General features: G+C 75.4%; 10 protein-coding genes. 7 read left to right on the plus strand and 3 right to left on the minus strand.

Going from position 1 to position 17,392, the window contains the following annotated elements:
* Window positions 1-29: 29 nt before the first annotated feature.
* From BLS67_RS11620 to BLS67_RS11650, 7 genes are read left to right on the plus strand one after another with little or no spacing between them, the layout of a single operon-like run.
* Window positions 30-971 carry an ABC transporter permease gene (locus tag BLS67_RS11620; RefSeq protein ID WP_091244905.1) on the plus strand — a complete coding sequence of 314 codons (942 nt, stop codon included), beginning with the start codon at window positions 30-32 and terminating at the stop codon, window positions 969-971.
* Complete coding sequence (locus tag BLS67_RS11625; protein ID WP_242654006.1) at window positions 968-2,998, plus strand: dipeptide/oligopeptide/nickel ABC transporter permease/ATP-binding protein; 2,031 nt, start codon at window positions 968-970, stop codon at window positions 2,996-2,998. The genes BLS67_RS11620 and BLS67_RS11625 overlap by 4 nt, the downstream gene beginning before the upstream one ends.
* Window positions 2,995-3,999, plus strand: a complete 1,005-nt coding sequence (locus BLS67_RS11630) for an oligopeptide/dipeptide ABC transporter ATP-binding protein (RefSeq protein ID WP_091244906.1) — start codon at window positions 2,995-2,997, stop codon at window positions 3,997-3,999. Before BLS67_RS11625 ends, BLS67_RS11630 begins: the two co-directional genes overlap by 4 nt.
* Window positions 3,996-6,344, plus strand: coding sequence for a glycoside hydrolase family 3 C-terminal domain-containing protein (locus BLS67_RS11635; protein ID WP_207500500.1), 2,349 nt, complete (start codon window positions 3,996-3,998; stop codon window positions 6,342-6,344). The genes BLS67_RS11630 and BLS67_RS11635 overlap by 4 nt, the downstream gene beginning before the upstream one ends.
* Window positions 6,341-8,956 carry a family 78 glycoside hydrolase catalytic domain gene (locus BLS67_RS11640; RefSeq protein ID WP_091244909.1) on the plus strand — a complete coding sequence of 872 codons (2,616 nt, stop codon included), beginning with the start codon at window positions 6,341-6,343 and terminating at the stop codon, window positions 8,954-8,956. The genes BLS67_RS11635 and BLS67_RS11640 overlap by 4 nt, the downstream gene beginning before the upstream one ends.
* Window positions 8,953-9,861 (plus strand): alpha/beta hydrolase, encoded by a 909-nt coding sequence (locus tag BLS67_RS11645; protein WP_091244911.1) that lies wholly within the window; start codon window positions 8,953-8,955, stop codon window positions 9,859-9,861. Before BLS67_RS11640 ends, BLS67_RS11645 begins: the two co-directional genes overlap by 4 nt.
* Window positions 9,858-12,467, plus strand: a complete 2,610-nt coding sequence (locus tag BLS67_RS11650) for an alpha-L-rhamnosidase (protein WP_091244913.1) — start codon at window positions 9,858-9,860, stop codon at window positions 12,465-12,467. Before BLS67_RS11645 ends, BLS67_RS11650 begins: the two co-directional genes overlap by 4 nt.
* 226 nt (window positions 12,468-12,693) lie before the next feature.
* Here the strand turns inward: BLS67_RS11650 and BLS67_RS11655 are convergent, their stop codons facing one another.
* The 3 genes from BLS67_RS11655 to BLS67_RS11665 form a co-directional block, all read right to left on the minus strand.
* Entirely contained in the window at window positions 12,694-15,072 is a 2,379-nt protein-coding gene (locus tag BLS67_RS11655) for a beta-glucosidase family protein (protein ID WP_091244915.1), read from the minus strand.
* Window positions 15,073-15,135: 63 nt separating this feature from the next.
* Entirely contained in the window at window positions 15,136-16,764 is a 1,629-nt protein-coding gene (locus tag BLS67_RS11660) for an MDR family MFS transporter (RefSeq protein WP_091244918.1), read from the minus strand.
* Between the two features lie 7 nt (window positions 16,765-16,771).
* Entirely contained in the window at window positions 16,772-17,368 is a 597-nt protein-coding gene (locus BLS67_RS11665; protein WP_207500501.1) for an acyl-CoA-like ligand-binding transcription factor, read from the minus strand.
* Window positions 17,369-17,392: the final 24 nt, after the last annotated feature.

The raw sequence follows: 17,392 nt of genomic DNA on the forward strand, positions 1-17,392 counted from the left end.
CACCCACCCCCTCCCGACTGGAGCCCCCGATGCTCGCCTTCGTCGCACGCCGGCTGGCGTTCGCCGTCGTCACGGTGCTCGTCGCCGTGCTGATCAGCTTCCTGCTGGTGCACGCCAGCGACACCACGCCCGGCGCCGTCCGGCTCGGGGCGGGGGCCACCGCGGCCGACATCGCCGCGGAGAACGCCCGGCTGGGCTGGGACGACCCGCTGTGGCAGCAGTTCGGGCGCTACCTGGGCCAGCTGGTCCACCTCGACCTGGGCACCTCGCTGATCGACGGCCGGGACATCGAGTCCGACCTCGCCGCGCGGCTCCCGGTCACTGCCTCCGTCGCCGTGCTGGCCACGCTGCTCTCTGGCCTGGTCGGGGTGCTCCTCGGCGTCGCCGCCGCCGTCCGCGGCGGCCGGTTCGCCAAGGCCATCACCACCAGCAGCGGCATCGCGCTGTCGTTGCCGCAGTTCTGGATCGGCGTCCTGCTGGTCTACGTGCTCTCCCTGCAGGCCGGCCTGCTGCCGGCCACCGGCTACGTGCCCTTCACGACCAACCCCGGCCGCTGGCTGGACAGCATCACCCTGCCGGTGCTGGCGCTCACCGTCGGCGGCGCCGCGATCGTCGCCCGCACCTCGGCGGCCTCGATGCGCGAGGTGCTGGGCGCCGAGCACATCCGCACCCTGCGGGCCACCGGGACGCCGGAGTGGCGGATCCGCTACGTGCACGCCCTGCGCTCGGCCGCCGTCCCGGTGGTGGCGGTGCTGGGCATCCAGTTCATCGCGCTGTTCGGCGGCTCGGTGATCATCGAGAACCTCTTCGCCCTGCCCGGGCTCGGCCAGGCCAGCCAGGCGGCCGCGAGCTCCGGCGACTTCCCGGCGCTGGTCGGGGTGGTCGTCGTCGCGACCGTCGTCGTCGTCCTGGTCAACCTGCTGCTGGACCTGGTCACCGCAGCCCTCGACCCGAAGGTGCGTGCCGCGTGAGCGCTCCCCAGCCGTTGCCCGACGCCGATCTGCTGGCCCCCGACAAGCCGGCGACCGAGCCGGCCCGCACGCGCCGGGTCCCCGCCTTCCTCCGCCGGCCGGGTGGTGCGCTGGGCGCCCTCTGGCTCGTCGTGGTGGTCGTCGGCTCGCTGACCGCCCCGCTGTGGGTGCCCTACGACGTCACCACCCAGGACCTCGCCAACCGGCTGGCGCTGCCCTCGGCCGACCACCTGCTGGGCACCGACCCGCTGGGCCGCGACCTGCTCAGCCGCATCGCCACCGCGGGCTCGCTGCCGCTGCTGTCCTCGGCGCTGATGCTGGTGGTCGCCTTCGCGATCGGGCTGCCGCTGGCGCTGGTCGCCGCCGAGCGCCCCGGGCGCACCGAGCGGTTCATCAGCCGGGCCACCGAGGTGCTGCTGGCGCTGCCGGCCACCGTGCTGCTGCTGGCCGTCATCGGCATCGTCGGCAACGAGATCCCGCTGGTCATGGCGGTGTTCGGCGTGCTGCTCTCGGCCGCGGTCTACCGGGTGATGCTCGGGGTGGCGCAGTCGGTGCGCCAGCGGCTCTACGTCGACGCCGCCCGGGTCGACGGCCTGGGCTCGCTGCGGGTGAACGTGCGGCACGTGCTGCCGGCCATGGGCACCGTGATCGCGGTGCAGGGCGCGCAGCTGTTCGGCATCGGCATCCTGGTCGTCGCCGGCCTGGCCTTCCTCGGCTTCGGCCCGGGCGAGCCCGCCCCCAGCTGGGGCTTCATGATCAACGACGCCTCCTCGCACCTGTTCGACGGCCCGTGGCTGCTGGTGCCCTCGGGCCTGGTGCTGGCGCTCACCGTCGTCGCCGCCAACGAGCTGGCCGACGCCCTCGCCGCCCGCGGCGGGGCCGGGGCGAAGCGGCGCTCCCGCAAGCAGGTCCGCGCGGCCGCGGCGGCAGCGGCGGCAGCGCAGGGGGAGTCGGGCTCGGAGCAGGACGCCGTCGCGCAGCCGGTCCCGGACGACGCCGTGCTCGCCGTCCGCGACCTGCGGGTCAGCGTGGTCGGCGGGCCGGACCTGGTCACCGGCGTCTCGCTCACCGTCCGCCGGGGCACCGTGCTGGGCCTGGTCGGCGAGTCCGGCTGCGGCAAGTCGATGACCGCCCGCTCGCTGCTGGGCCTCCTGCCCGACGGCGTGGCCGTCTCCGGCGGCTCGATCATCTTCCAGGGCACCGACCTCGTCGGCCGGCCCGAGAAGGAGCTGCGCGGCTACCGCGGCAGCCGGATCGCGCTGATCTCGCAGGAGCCGATGGTCGCCCTCGACCCCGCGTTCTCGATCGCCGCCCAGCTCACCGGCCCGATCCGCCGCCATCGCGGCGTCGGTCGGGGCGAGGCCCGAACCATCGCCGCGGAGCTGCTGCGCAACGTCGGCATCGTCGACGCCGACCGCATCCTGCGCAGCTACCCGCACCAGCTCTCGGGCGGCATGGCCCAGCGGGTCTGCATCGCCCTGGCGCTGACCGGCGAGCCCGACCTGCTGGTCGCCGACGAGCCGACCACCGCGCTGGACGTCACCGTGCAGGCCGAGATCCTCAGCCTGCTGCGGGCACTGGTCCGCGACACCGGCCTGTCGGTCGTCCTGGTCACCCACGACCTGGGCGTGGTCGCCGACCTCTGCGACGACGTCGCGGTCATGTACGCCGGCGAGGTCGTCGAGGCCGGCGCCACCGCCGGGGTGCTCGACGAGCCCCGGCACCCGTACACGATGGCCCTGCTGGGCGCCGACCCGCACGTGCCCGACGGCGAGCCCGTGCCCGAGCGGCTGGCCTCGATCGCCGGCACCGTGCCCTCCCCGGGCACCTGGCCCGAGGGCTGCCGGTTCGCCGGCCGCTGCCTGTTCGCCACCGACGCCTGCCGGACACCGTTCCCGACCGTGCCCGCGCACGGCGGCGGACTGGTCCGCTGCGTCCGAGTGGAGGACCTGGCGCTGCACCAGATCAGCTGGACGCCCGAGGAAGCCGGCGCCGAGACCGCCACCACCGCCGGAGGAGCCCGATGACCGCCGCCGCACCCGTCCGCGAGGACGCGGCCACCACGACGCCCGCGCTCGAGGTCCGCGACCTCGTCGTCCGCTACGGCTCGGGCCGGAAGGCCCGCGCGGCCGCCCCGGCGATCGACCGGGTCAGCTTCACCGTCGCCCCCGGCGAGACCCTCGGCCTGGTGGGGGAGTCGGGGTCGGGCAAGTCCACGATCGGCAAGGCCATCCTCGGCCTGCAGCCGCCCAGCGAGGGCCAGGTGCTGGTGCAGGGCCGCGACATCACGAGCCTGCCGCTGCGCAAGCGCCGGGGGCTGGCCGCCGACCTGCGGGTGGTCTTCCAGGACCCGTACTCCTCGCTCAACCCGGCCCGCACGATCGGCCAGACCCTGGTCGAGCCGCTGCCCCGCGGCACCGCCGACGCGACGACCCGGGCCCGGCAGGCGCTGGAGTCCGTCGGCCTGCCCGGCGACGCCGTCGACCGGTACCCCACCCAGTTCTCCGGCGGGCAGCGCCAGCGCATCGCCATCGCCCGCTCGCTGGTCGTGCGGCCCAAGGTCATCGTGCTCGACGAGCCGGTCTCCGCCCTGGACCTCTCCACCCAGGCCCAGGTGCTCAACCTGCTGGCCGACCTGCGGGACGAGCACGGCCTGGCGTTCCTGTTCGTGGCGCACGACCTGGGCGTGGTCCGGTTCCTCGCGCAGCGCACCGTCGTCCTGTACCGGGGCCAGGTCATGGAGACCGGACCGGTGGACGACGTCACGCTGCACCCCCGGCACCCCTACACCGCGGCGCTGACCTCGGCCGCGCCCGTGCCCAGGCCCGCCGAGCAGGCGGCCCGCCGGGCCGCCCGGGAGGCGCTAGGCATCGGGACGGCGGGGGCCGCCGCGCCCTCGCCGACCGGCTGCCCGTTCGCCACCCGCTGCCCGCTGGCCACCGAGGTCTGCACGACCGAACGCCCCGCGCTGCGCCAGGTCGGCGCCAGCCTGACCGCGTGCCACCACGCCGAGGAGCTCACCGCGTGATCGAGGACCTGCTCGCCCAGCTCGACCTGGACACCAAGATCGCGCTGATCTCCGGGTCCGGGGCCTGGACGACGGCCGCGGTGCCGGCGATCGGGCTGCGGGAGATCAGCGTCTCCGACGGCCCGGTCGGCGTCCGCGGCACCAGCCGGGACGACTGGGAGGCATCCGCGGCGTTCCCGTCCGGCTCGGCCACCGCGGCCAGCTGGGACGTCGACCTGCTGCACCGGCTGGGTGCCGCGCTGGCCGCCGAGGCGGTGCGCAAGGGCGTGGACGTCGTCCTCGGGCCGACCATGAACCTGCACCGCTCGCCGCTGGGCGGCCGGCACTTCGAGTGCATGGCCGAGGACCCGCACCTGACCGGCGAGCTGGCCGCGGCCTACGTGCGCGGGCTGCAGGAGGCCGGCGTCGGCGCCTGCCCGAAGCACTACGTGGCCAACGACGCCGAGACCGAGCGCATGTCGGTGGACAACGTGCTCGACGAGCGCACGCTGCACGAGCTGTACCTGGCGCCGTTCGAGACCGTGGTGGCCGACGCCGCGCCGTGGACGATCATGGCCGCCTACAACGGGGTGGACGGCGCCCCGATGACCGAGAACGACCTGCTGGCCGAGCCGCTGAAGGGCAGCTGGGGCTTCGACGGCCTGGTGATCAGCGACTGGGGTGCGGTCTACGACGGCGAGGCCACCGCCGCGGCCGGCACCGACCTGGCGATGCCCGGGCCCGAGGCCCGCTACGCCGGCCTGGCCGACTCGGTGCGGGCCGGCCGGGTGCCGGAGTCGGCGATCGACGACAAGGTGCGCCGGCTGCTGCTGCTCGCGCAGCGCACCGGTGCCCTGGGGGACGAGCACCCGCGCCCGCCCGCGGTCGACGTCGCCGCGCTCGCCCGGGAGGCCGCCGCGGCCGGCTCGGTGCTGCTGACCAACGACGGCGTGCTGCCGCTGACCGGCGCCGGCCGCGTCGCCCTGGTGGGCCCGGGCGCGGCCGACATCCGGGCGCTCGGCGGCGGCTCGGCGATCGTCTTCCCGCCGCACCTGGTCACCCCGGTCGCCGGCCTGCGCGCCGCCGGAGCTGATGTCGTGACCGCTCCGGGCTGCCTGCTGGCCGAGGGCCTGCGGCAGGTCCGGCCCGACGAGCTGGTCGGCGACGCCGTCGTCCGCTGGCTGGACGCCGCCGGCGAGCTGGTCGCCGAGCAGCGCGCCGCCACCACGAACCTGATCCGGATCACCGCCGAGATCCCGGCCGGCGCCGTCGCGCTGGAGCTGGTCTGCACCTTCCGCCCTGACGAGGACGGCGAGTGGCAGCTGGGCGTCTCCGGCGCCGGCGAGCACCGGCTGACCGTGGCCGGCACCGAGCTGCTGCACCGCGAGCACCTGGACGCCCCGCGCGACCCCGCCCTGCTGTTCGGCACGCCCGCGCAGGCCTCGGCCGGCGTCGCGCTGCGCGCCGGCGAGGACGTCGAGGTGCGGCTGCACTGGGCCTTCGACCCGCAGGCGTTCATCCTCTTCGGCGGGTTCGCCGTGCAGGGCCCGTGGGCGGGGGACGACGCCGAGCTGGCCCGCGCGGTCGAGCTGGCCCGCGACGCCGACGTCGCGGTGGTCGTCGTCGGCACCTCCGAGGCCGTCGAGAGCGAGGGCCAGGACCGCACCTCGTTGACCCTCCCGGGCCGGCAGGACGAGCTGGTCCGCGCCGTCGCGGCGGTCAACCCGCGCACCGTCGTCGTGGTCAACGCCGGGTCGCCGGTCGAGCTGCCGTGGCGGGACGACGTCGCCGCCGTCCTGCAGTTCTGGTTCCCCGGCATGGAGGCCGGCGCCGCGCTGGCCGACGTCCTGCTGGGCGCCGTCGAGCCCGGCGGCCGGCTGCCCACCACCTGGCCTGTCGTGCTGGCCGACGCCCCCGTCACCGAGGTCGTGCCGACCGACGGCCGGCTGGAGTACACGGAGGGCCTGCACATCGGGCACCGCGGCTACCTGCGCGCGGGCACCACGCCGGCGTACTGGTTCGGCCACGGCCTGGGCTACACGACCTGGGCCTGGGAGCAGCTGACCGTCGAGGGCTCCACCGCGACCGTCCGGCTGCGCAACACCGGCGAGCGGGCCGGAAAGCAGGTCGTGCAGGTCTACGCCGCGCGCCCGGACTCCGCGCTGGACCGGCCGGTGCGTTGGCTGGCCGGCTTCGCCGTGGTGCACGCCGGCCCGGGCGAGGTGGTCGACGTCCCCGTCCCGATCGGCGCGCGGGTGCTGCGGCACCGCATCGCCGGGGCGTGGGCCGTGGAGCCCGGCACCGTCGTGCTGTCCAGCGGCCCGTCGGCCGGCGAGCAGCTCGTGCACGCCGACCTCCAGCTGTGACCGCCCCGCACGCCCTCCGCGTCGAGCACCTGGACGAGGCGCTGGGCATCCAGACGGAGGCGCCGCGGTTGTCCTGGCAGCTGCCGGCCGGTGCCACCGGGCAGCAGGGCTACCGGATCACCACGGACAACGGCTGGGACACCGGCTGGGTGGCGTCGGCCGACCAGCTGCTGGTGCCCTACGCCGGGCCGCCGCTGGCGTCGTCCCAGCGGGTGACCTGGCAGGTGCAGGTGCGCACCGACCTGGGCGAGAGCCCGGTCTCGGCGCCGTCCTGGTTCGAGACCGGGCTGCTCTGGGCCGAGGACTGGCGCTGCGTCTGGATCGAGCCGGGCACCATGCCGGCGGGGGAGAAGGGCCACCGCCCGGCGGCGCTGCTGCGGTTCGAGTTCGACGCCGGCACCCCCGTCGTCGCCGCCCGGCTGCACGCCACCGCGCAGGGCCTCTACGAGGCGTTCTGCGACGGCACCCGGATCGGGGACGCCGAGCTGACCCCGGGCTACACGCAGTACGACGCCCGGCTCCAGGTGCAGACCCACGACGTCGGCCCGCTGACCGCCGGCCGGCACGTGCTCGCCGTGGTGCTCGCCGACGGCTGGTTCCGCGGGCAGGTCGGCATCACCCGGGCCGCCGACCAGTGGGGCGACCGGACGGCGCTGCTGGCCCAGCTGCACCTGACCCACGCCGACGGCAGCACCTCCGTCGTCGGCACCGGGGCGGACTGGCGCAGCTCGACCGGTCACGTCGTGGCGGCCGACCTGATCGAGGGCGAGCGCTGGGACCTCACCCGCCGGCCCACCGGCTGGGACGCCCCCGGCTTCGACGACACCGGCTGGGACGCCGTCACCGTCGTCGACCACGGCTATGCCGGGCTGGTCGACTCCCCGGCCCCGCTTGTGCGCCGGGTCGAGGAACTGGTGCCGGTGTCGGTCGACCGGTTGCCGAGCGGTGCGCACGTCGTCGACCTGGGCCAGAACATCAACGGCTGGCTGCGGGTGAGCGACCTCGGCGCGGCCGGCACCGAGCTCACCATCACCCACGGCGAGTGGCTGGTCGACGGCGACGTCACGGTCACCAACCTCGAGCCCGACCTGCCGTTCCTGCCGCACCGGCTGAGCGCCGGCCAGGTCGACGCGGTCGTCTCGTCCGGGGTGCCCGGCGAGGTGTTCGAGCCTCGCCGGACGACGCACGGCTTCCGGTACGCCCGCATCGAGGGCCACCCGGGCCCGCTCACGGCGGACGACGTCCGGGGCGCGGTGGTGCACACCGATCTGCGCCCCACCGGCTGGTTCGCCAGCAGCGACGCCCGGCTGGACGCGCTGCACGAGGCCGCCCGCTGGAGCTTCGTCGACAACGCCTGCGACATCCCGACCGACTGCCCGCACCGCGAGCGGCACGGCTGGACCGGCGACTGGCAGCTGTTCGTGCCGACCGCCGCGTTCCTGTACGACGTGGCCGGGTTCAGCACCAAGTGGCTGCGCGACGTCGCGGCCGACCAGTGGCCCGACGGCACGGTGGCCAACGTCAGCCCGTCGCCGCGCACCGAGGGCCGCGAGGGCCCGATCGCCTTCCTCAACGGCTCGGCCGGCTGGGGCGACGCCTGCGTGATCGTGCCCTGGGAGATCTACCAGGCCTACGGCGACACCGACGTGCTGGCCGAGACCTGGCCGACGATGGTCCGCTGGCTCGAGCGGGCCGAGACGACGGCCCGCGAGCAGCGGCACCCCTCCCGCACCGGGGAGCCGGCCCCGCACGAGCGGTTCCTCTGGGACACCGGCTTCCACTGGGGCGAGTGGCTGGAGCCGGGTGAGGGGCCCGGCCCGATGGAGGAATTCATCGCCGCCGACAAGGGCGACGTCGCCACCGCGTTCCTCGCCCACTCCGCCGGGCTGATGGCCCGGATCGCGGCGGTCATCGGCGAGGACCCGACCCGGTGGACGGCGCTGGCCGACGGCGCCCGGGACGCCTGGCAGCGCGAGTACGTGCACGACGGCCGGCTGACCGTCGACACCCAGGCCACCCACGTCCGCGCGCTCGCCTTCGACCTGGTGCCGGCCGACCTGCGGACGGTGGTCGCCGACCGGCTGGTCGAGCTGGTCGCCGAGGCCGGTGGCCACCTGGCCACCGGCTTCCTCGCCACCCCGTACCTGCTGCCGGTGCTGGCCGACGCCGGGCACCTGGACACCGCCTACGAGGTGCTGCTGGCCGACGGCGAGCCCGGCTGGATGCGGATGGTCGACGCCGGCTCGACCACGGTCTGGGAGCGGTGGGACGGCGTCCGGCCCGACGGCACCCCGCACGAGTCGCTCAACCACTACTCCAAGGGCGCGGTCGTCTCCTTCCTGCACCGGTACACCGCCGGCATCTCCCTGCTCGAGCCCGGCTACCGCCGGTTCCGGGTCGCCCCGCGCCCCGGCGGCGGGCTCACCTCCGCCTCGGCCGCGCACGAGTGCCCGTACGGCCGGATCGAGTCGGCCTGGACGCTCGCCGACGGCCGGTTCGAGCTGCACGTCGTCGTCCCCGCCGGGACGCAGGCCGAGGTGGTCCTGCCCGACGGGACGACGGCGACCGCCGGTCCCGGCACCCACACCTACGCACTGGAGGGCCACCGATGACCGAGGTCACCGCCGACTGGGCCGGCCCCGCCCGGTTCCTGCCCCCGCACGAGCCCGCCGTCCGGCCCGACGGGAGCCGGCACTGGTCGGGGCTGACCTACGCGGTGGCCATGGGCTACCGGCCGCTGCAGCTGGACCTGTGGGCACCGGCCGGCTCCCCGGCCCCGCTGGTGGTGTGGGTGCACGGCGGCGGGTTCATGTTCGGCGATCGTCGGATCCTGCCCGAGACGTTCCGCCCGGACCAGGTGCCCGACGCCTTCCTCGCCGCCGGGATCGCCGTCGCGAGCATCGACTACCGGCACGCGCTGGAGGCGCCGTTCCCCGCGCAGCTGCTGGACGCGAAGGCCGCCGTCCGCTGGCTGCGCCGGTTCGGCCCCCACCTGGGCCTGTCCACCGAGCGGATCGGCATCGTGGGGGAGTCCGCCGGCGCGCACATCGCCGCCTCGGTCGGGCTCACCGCCCACCGCGCCGACCTGGAGCCGGCGCACGGCGTGCAGGGGGAGTCCTCCGCCGTCCAGGTCGTCGTCGACTGGTACGGCCCGGCCGACCTGGCCACCATGCCCCGCCGGCAGCCGCCGCCGCACATCGCGGCCAAGCTCCCCCCGGAGCTGCTGGTCGCCCCCGAGGACCACCTGACCCGTGGTCTCACCGGCGACGCGCTGGCCGACGCCAGCCCGGTCACCCACGTGACCCCGCAGGCCCCGCCCTTCCTGCTGGTGCACGGCACGGCGGACTGGCTGGTGCCCTACGAGCAGAGCGAGGTCCTGCACGCCGCGCTGACCGCCGCCGGGGTGCCCTCGACGCTGGTGCCGGTCGAGGGCGCGCAGCACATCTTCGACGGCCACGACGACGTCGACGGCCTCGTGCAGCTGACCGTGGACTTCGTGGCGGAGCAGCTGTCGTGACCATCGTCGGACCCGTCACCGTGGAGCACCACCGCGAGCCGCTCGGCATCGGCGAGACCACGCCCCGGCTGTCCTGGGTGACCAGCACGGACGAGCGCGACTGGGTGCAGCGCGGGTACGAGCTGCAGGTCGACGGCTGGACGTCGGGCCGGGTCGGGTCGCCCGACTCCGTGCTGGTGCCGTGGCCGGTCGAGCCGCTGACCAGCCGGGAGCGACGCACCGTGCGGGTCCGCGTGTGGGGGCCGGACGACGACCCGTCCGAGTGGTCGCCCGAGGTCGTCCTGGAGGCCGGGCTGCTCGACCCCGCCGACTGGTCGGCGACCCTGGTGCAGCCGGTCCTGGGCGACGCCGACGAGCCGGTCGCCCTGCTCCGCCGTGAGTTCACCCTCGCCTCGCCGGTCGTCTCGGCGAGGCTGTACGCCACCGCGCAGGGCGTGTTCGAGGCCGAGCTCAACGGCGCGGCCGTCGGCGACGAGGTGCTCGCGCCCGGGTGGACCAGCTACACCCACCGGCTGCGCTACCTGACCTGGGACGTCACCGACCAGGTGGCGGAGGGACCGAACACGCTCGGGATCACCCTGGCCGACGGCTGGTTCCGCGGCGCGCTGGGCTTCACCGGCAAGCGGGCGTTCTACGGCGACCGGACCGGCGCGTTCGCCCAGCTCGAGGTCGAGCACCCCGACGGCAGCCGCACCGTCGTCACCACCGACGGCAGCTGGCGGTCCACCACCGCCGGCCCGGTCATCCGGGCCGGGCTCTACTCCGGCGAGACGCACGACTGCCGGCGGGAGCTCCCCGGCTGGTCGAGCTCCGGCTTCGACGACTCCTCCTGGACCCCGGTCGAGGTCGGTGCGCTCGACGCGAGCACGCTGGTCGCCCCGACCGGCCCGCCCGTCCGGCGCACCGAGGTCGCGCCCGCGGTCGAGGTCAGCCGGTCGCCGTCCGGAGCCGTGCTGGTCGACTTCGGCCAGAACCTGGTCGGCCGGATCCGGTTCGCCCTGCCCGACGCCCCGGCCGGCACCGAGATCACCGTGCGGCACGCCGAGGTGCTCGAGCACGGCGAGCTCGGCACCCGCCCGCTCCGCGGTGCGAAGGCCACCGACGTCGTGGTCCTCGACGGCACGGGCCCGCGGTCGTGGGAGCCCCGGTTCACCGTGCACGGCTTCCGGTACGCCGAGGTGACAGGCTGGCCCGGCGAGCTGACCACCGCGCACCTCGAGGCGGTCGTGCTGCACACCGACCTCCGGCGCACGGGCTGGTTCGCCTGCTCCGACTCCCGCGTCACCCGGCTGCACGACAACGTGCTGTGGGGCATGCGCGGCAACTTCCTCGACGTGCCCACCGATTGCCCGCAGCGCGACGAGCGGCTGGGCTGGACCGGTGACCTGCAGGTCTTCGCCCCGACCGCCTCGTTCCTCTACGACACCACCGGCATGCTCAGCTCCTGGCTGGCCGACCTCGCCGTCGAGCAGGCCGAGCTCGACGGCGTCGTCCCCATGTACGTGCCGTTCATCCCGTTGCTGCCCTTCCCGCAGCAGCCCGAGGTCGGCTGGGGCGACGCGGCCGTCGTCGTCCCGTGGGTGCTGCACGAGCGCACCGGTGACCGGGGTCTGCTGCGGCGGCAGTGGCCGTCGATGGTGGCCTGGGTCGACGCGTTCGCCGCGCGGGCCGGGGCCGACGTCGACTTCCCCGAGGGCGGGTTCTCCTTCGGCGACTGGCTGGACGCCTCTGCACCGCCGGACAACCCGGCCGCCGCGCGCACCCCGTGGCAGGCCGTGGCCACGGCCTACCTGGCCCGGTCAGCCCGCACGCTGGCCCAGGTCGCCGCGCTGCTGGGCGAGGACGGCACCCGGTTCGCCGAGCTGGGGGAGCGGGCCGCCGCCAGGTTCCGCGACGAGTACGTCAGCCCCACCGGCCGGGTCGCCTTCCCGTCCCAGACCGCCTACGCGCTGGCGCTCGAGTTCGACCTGCTGGCCCCGGAGCAGCGGCCGCACACCGGGCGGCTGCTGGCCCGGCAGGTGCTGGACGACGGGTTCCACATCGCCAGCGGGTTCCTCGGCACGCCGCTGGTCTGCGACGCGCTGACCCACGCCGGCGAGCTGGCCAGCGCCTACGAGCTGCTCCTGCAGGAGGAGTGCCCGAGCTGGCTGTACCCGGTGTCGATGGGGGCCACGACGATCTGGGAGCGCTGGGACTCCATGCTGCCCGACGGCTCGATCAACCCCGGCGACATGACGTCGTTCAACCACTACGCCCTGGGCGCGGTGGCCGACTGGCTGCACCGCACGGTCGCCGGCCTCGCCCCGGCGTCACCGGGTTACCGCGAGCTGCTGGTGGCCCCGCGGCCGGGCCCGGGCATCAGCTCGGCGTCGGTGGAGCACGACACGCCCTACGGCCGCGCCGCGGTGTCGTGGGTGCTGACCGGCGGTACGGCGTTCACCCTGGAGTTGACCGTGCCGGCCGGCACCACCGCCACTGTGCAGCTGCCCGACGGCAGCGACCCGGCGGTCGTCGGGTCGGGGGCGCACGCGTTCGCCTGCACGATCGACGAGCCGCAGCCGGTGGAGAAGCCGGCGCTGTTCTTCGACCCCGACGCCCACGCCTGACCCCCCGGACCACTCGCCAGGTTTACAGCGTTACGTGTCGGGCCATCTTCTCGTCCGAGACCGGGTCGGCGCATCCGCCGACCGCCGACCGACCCCGAGGAGAACGACGATGGCTGCGAAGAAGAACGCCCTGGCCGCTGTGGGCTGGGTGGTCGTGAAGCTGCTGGCCAAGGTCGGCGTGCCCTACGCCAAGCAGAAGGTGTCCCGCGGCCGCACGCACTGATCCTCAGCCGAGGGGCAGGCGCAGCCGGATGTCGCCGAGGCCGCGGGCGAGCATCAGCTCACCGCGGTCCTCGGCCACCCAGCCGGCCCCGTCCCAGCGGCGCAGCACCCGGGGGTCGCAGGTGACGGTGACCTGCGCGGTGGCCCCGGCGGGCACGACCGCAGCGCGCCAGCCGACCAGCCGGACCGGGCGCGCGGGGTCGGCCGGCTGCAGGTAGACCTGCACGACCTCGCGGGAGTCGCGGGTCGAGGTGTTCGCGATCGTCGCCGTCACCACCGGGGTCGGCCCCGCGGTGTCGACCGACGCCTCCCGGTAGTCCCAGCTGCCGTAGCCCAGCCCGGCGCCGAACCAGGCCGCCGGCGCCGGCGCGTGCCCGGCGGCGTGCCCGCGGTGCCCGACGAACGCGCCCTCGGCGTAGGTGAGCACGCCGTCGGTGGGGGTGACCGACCAGGCGGGGGAGGCCCCGTCGGCGGCCGGCCAGGTGGTGACCAGGCGGCCGGCCGGTTCGAGCTCGCCCAGCAGCGCAGCCGCCACGGCGTGCCCGCCCTCCTGACCGGGCAGCCCGGCCACCAGGACGGCGTCCACCCGGTCGAGCCAGGGCATCAGCACCGGGGTGGCTGCGTTCACCACGACGACGGTGCGCCGCGCCGTGGCGGCCACGGCCTCGACCAGGGCGTCCTGCGCACCGGGCAGCGCCAGGGTGGTCTTGTCGCGGGACTCGGTCTCCTGCTCGGCGGTCAGCCCGACCACCACCACCGCCACGTCCGCCCCGGCGGCGGCCGACGCCGCGGCCGCGATCGCGTCGGCGTCCGGCACCGGCGCGGGGCGGGCGACGAGCCCCACCATCGCGTGCTCGAGGTCGCCCAGGTCGACCTCGGCGGTCACCTCGACCGGCCCGTCCACGGCGAGGTCGGCCACCCGGTGCGGCGGCGCGAGCAGCGACTCCCCGGGCACCCCGGTCACCGGGTCGACCTGCACGGTGGCCCGCTGGTCGCCGGCGGTCACCGTCCAGCTGCCGAGCCCGACGACGCCCAGCTGCAGCGGCCCGGTGTGGTCGACGCGGGCGGTCAGCCGCACCCGGGTGCCGGGGCCCGCCAGCTCACCACCCCAGCCGACGACCCGCCGGCTGTCGGCCAGGTGCTCGTCGACCAGGGGCCGGCCGTCGGCGCCCACGACCTGCAGCCGCACCCCCGGCGTCCCGTCGACCGGGTCGACGACGAACCCGGGGCGGGCGGCCGGCGGGGTGCTGCCCAGCTGCACGCCGCCGGCCCAGGTGACGGCCGGGCCGAGGGCGGCGGTCAGCCCGTCCAGGACCGAGACCTGGTGCGGCGGCGAGACCTCGGCCGAGCCGCCGCCCATGAGCAGCGTCTCGGTCGCCGGCAGCCCGGCCAGGGCGACCCGGGTGCCGGCGGCCAGGGGGAGCGCGCCGTCGTTGCGGAGCACGGTCATGCCGGCGGCCGCCCACTCCCGCAGCTGCGCGGTGCGGGCCGGGTCGTCGGCGCCGGGCACCTCCGGCCACTCCCGCGGCGTCCCCAGGGCACCCACGCGCTCGGCCAGCAGGAGCACCCGGCGGACGGCGGCGTCGACGACGGCCGGTGACACCTCGCCGGCCTCCACCGCGGCGACCAGCTGCTGGCCCCAGGGCCCGAACGGGCCGGGCAGCACCACGTCGAGACCGCCGGTGATCGCCGGGGCGGTGGAGTGGGTGGCGAAGAAGTCCGACACCACCAGGCCGGCGTAGCCCCACTCGCCCTTCACGACCTGGTTGAGCACCCGGTCGTGCTCGGTGGCCGGCACGCCGTCGACCCGGTTGTAGGCCGCCATGAGCAGCCACGCGTCGGCGTCGGCCACCGCGATCTCGAAGGGCAGCAGGTAGACCTCCCGCAGCGTGGCCTCGTCGATGCGCACGTCGACGGTGTGCCGGTCGGTCTCGGCCTCGTTGCCGACCAGGTGCTTCAGGCAGGCCCCGACGCCCTGGTCCTGCAGGCCGCGGACGTAGGAGGCAGCGAGCCGACCGGTGAGCAGCGGGTCCTCGGAGAAGCACTCGAAGACCCGGCCGCCCAGCGGGCTGCGGTGCAGGTTGATGGTCGGTCCGAGGACGACGTGCGTGCGGTTGCGCTGCGCGTCCTCGGCGAGGAACCGGCCGACGTCGGCGAGCAGCTGCTCGTCCCAGGTGCTGGCCAGCGCCGTGGCGTTGGGCAGCAGCGCGGCCGGCGCGCCTCCGCTCTGCGACTGGCCCTTCACCCCCGAGGGCCCGTCGGACATGGCGATCGGGGTGAGCCCGATCGCCTCGTCGCCGGTGAAGGAGAAGAACGAGGCCCCGGTCAGCAGCCGGACCTTGCCGGCGAGGTCCAGCTGGACGAGGGCGGCGTCGACGGTCACCGGGTCAGCCTCGTGCGCACGTCCGGGCCGCCGCACCCCTCGTGCCGCCAGATGGCAGGCGGCTCAGTCGCCGGCGCTGGGCCGGCCGGCGGGGATCTCGTCGCGGACGACGACCTCGGTCGCTGCGGCCGGTGTCGGCTCCTCGGTGACGGCCTCGCCGCGGGCGACCATGCCGGCCTCGGTCGCCAGCGGGATCTCGCGCAGGAAGAGCGCCAGCACGAAGGCGACGACCAGGATCGGCACCAGGTACCAGAACACCGGGGCCAGCGCGTCGGCGTAGGCGAACACCACCGCACCCCGCAGCGGCTCGCCGGCCGCGTCGACCGCGGCCGGGGTGAGCGAGTCCGGCGAGAGGATCCCGGCACCGGCGGCCTGCTCGGCGTTGGCGGCCAGCGCCGGCGCCAGCCGCTCGGCGAGCCGGGTGGTGAACAGGGTGCCGAACACCGCGACGCCGAGGGTGGCGCCGACCTCGCGGAAGTAGTTGTTGGTCGAGGTGGCCACGCCCAGCTCGGTCGGCGGCACGGCGTTCTGGGCGGCGAGCACCACGTTCTGCATGATCAGGCCGAGCCCGGCGCCCAGGGTGAACACCATCGCGCCGATGGTCACGAGCGAGGTGTCCCCGGCCAGCGTGGTCATCCAGACGACGGCGGCCAGGATGATCGCCACCCCGGCGACCGTGAAGACCTTGTAGCGGCCGGTGCGGGCGATGAACCCGGCCGTGCCCTGGATGGTCACGATGATGCCGACGGTCATCGGCACCAGCAGCAGCCCCGAGACCGTCGCCGACAGCCCCGAGCTCATCTGCAGGTAGGTCGGCAGGAAGGCGATGGCCGAGAACATCCCCAGCCCCACGGCCAGGCCCAGCGCGGTCGCGACCGTGAAGGTCGGGTTGCGGAACAGCCACAGCGGGACGACGGGCTCCACGGCCCGACGCTCGACCACCACGAACGCGGCCAGCGCGATGACGAAGCCGGCGGCCAGGGCGAGGGTCCACGGCGCCGTCCAGCCCTCGCTGCCGCCGAGGTCGGTGAACAGCACCAGGCAGGTGGTCACCGCCGAGAGCGCGACGATCCCGGCGATGTCGAGGGGGGCGGTGTTGCGCCGCTTGGGCAGGGTCAGGGCGAACCAGCCGATCGCGAACGCCGCGACCCCGACCGGCACGTTGACCCAGAAGCACCACTCCCAGCCCAGCGAGGAGTCGGTGAAGAACCCGCCGATGAGCGGGCCGGCCACCGCCGACAGCCCGAACAGCGCACCGATCGGGGCCATGTACCGGGCGCGCTCCCGCGCCGGCACGATGTCGGCGATGATCGCCTGCGAGAGGATCATCAGCCCGCCGCCGCCCAGGCCCTGCACCCCGCGCCAGACCACGAACCAGGTGAAGTCCGGGGCCAGCGCGGCCCCCACGCTGGCCACGGTGAACAGCCCGATCGCGACCAGGAACAGGGTGCGGCGGCCGAAGAGGTCGCCGAGCTTGCCGTAGACCGGCATCACCAGCGTGGTGGCCAGCAGGTAGGCGGTGGTCACCCACGCCATGTGCGAGACGCCGCCCAGGTCCCCGACGATGGTGGGCATCGACGTCGACACGATCGTCTGGTCGAGGGCGGCCATGAGCATGCCGGCCACGAGCGCGCCGAAGATGATGTTGATCCGTCGTCGGGTGAGGACGAGCGGGGGTGCAGCGGTGGTCACGGTTCTCCTACGACGGTGGAACGGGGAGGCCGGCGGCCAGCGAGGCCCAGGCCTCGTCGACGAGGTCGGGCAGCGAGGCGGTGAAGTCGGTGGCCAGCCAGCGGTGCAGCGCGGTGCGCACGGCGACCCCGCTGACGCCGGCCAGCAGCCGCGGGTACAGGTCGTGCGGGCCGGCGCCGCAGCGGGCGGCCAGGGCCGCGGCCACCGACTGCTCGCCGCGGCCGAACGCGGCGGCCAGCCGGGCCAGCAGGGCCGGTGAGGCGTCGATGACCTGCATGCGCAGCGTCCACAGATCGGTCTCGAGCGCCATGTCGTGGGCCTGGTCGTGGGCCACCGCGCGCAGGGCGTCCAGCGGGGACTCGTCGACCGGGCGGGCGGCGAGCGCCCGGGCCACGGCGTCGGCCTCGTCGGGGTCCAGACCCAGGACGGCGTCGTCCTTGCCGGGGAAGTAGTTGAAGAACGTGCGGGGCGAGACGTCGGCGGCGGTGGCGATGTCGTCGACCGACACCGCGTCCAGGCCGCGCGCGGCGACGAGCTCGAGCGCCGCGACGTGCAGTGCCCGCCGGGTCGCCGCCTTCTTGCGCTCGCGCAGCCCGCTGGTCACCGGAGCAGGATGGCACGAAAAATG

The organism is Klenkia soli, assembly GCF_900103975.1.
Lineage (GTDB): Bacteria > Actinomycetota > Actinomycetes > Mycobacteriales > Geodermatophilaceae > Klenkia > Klenkia soli.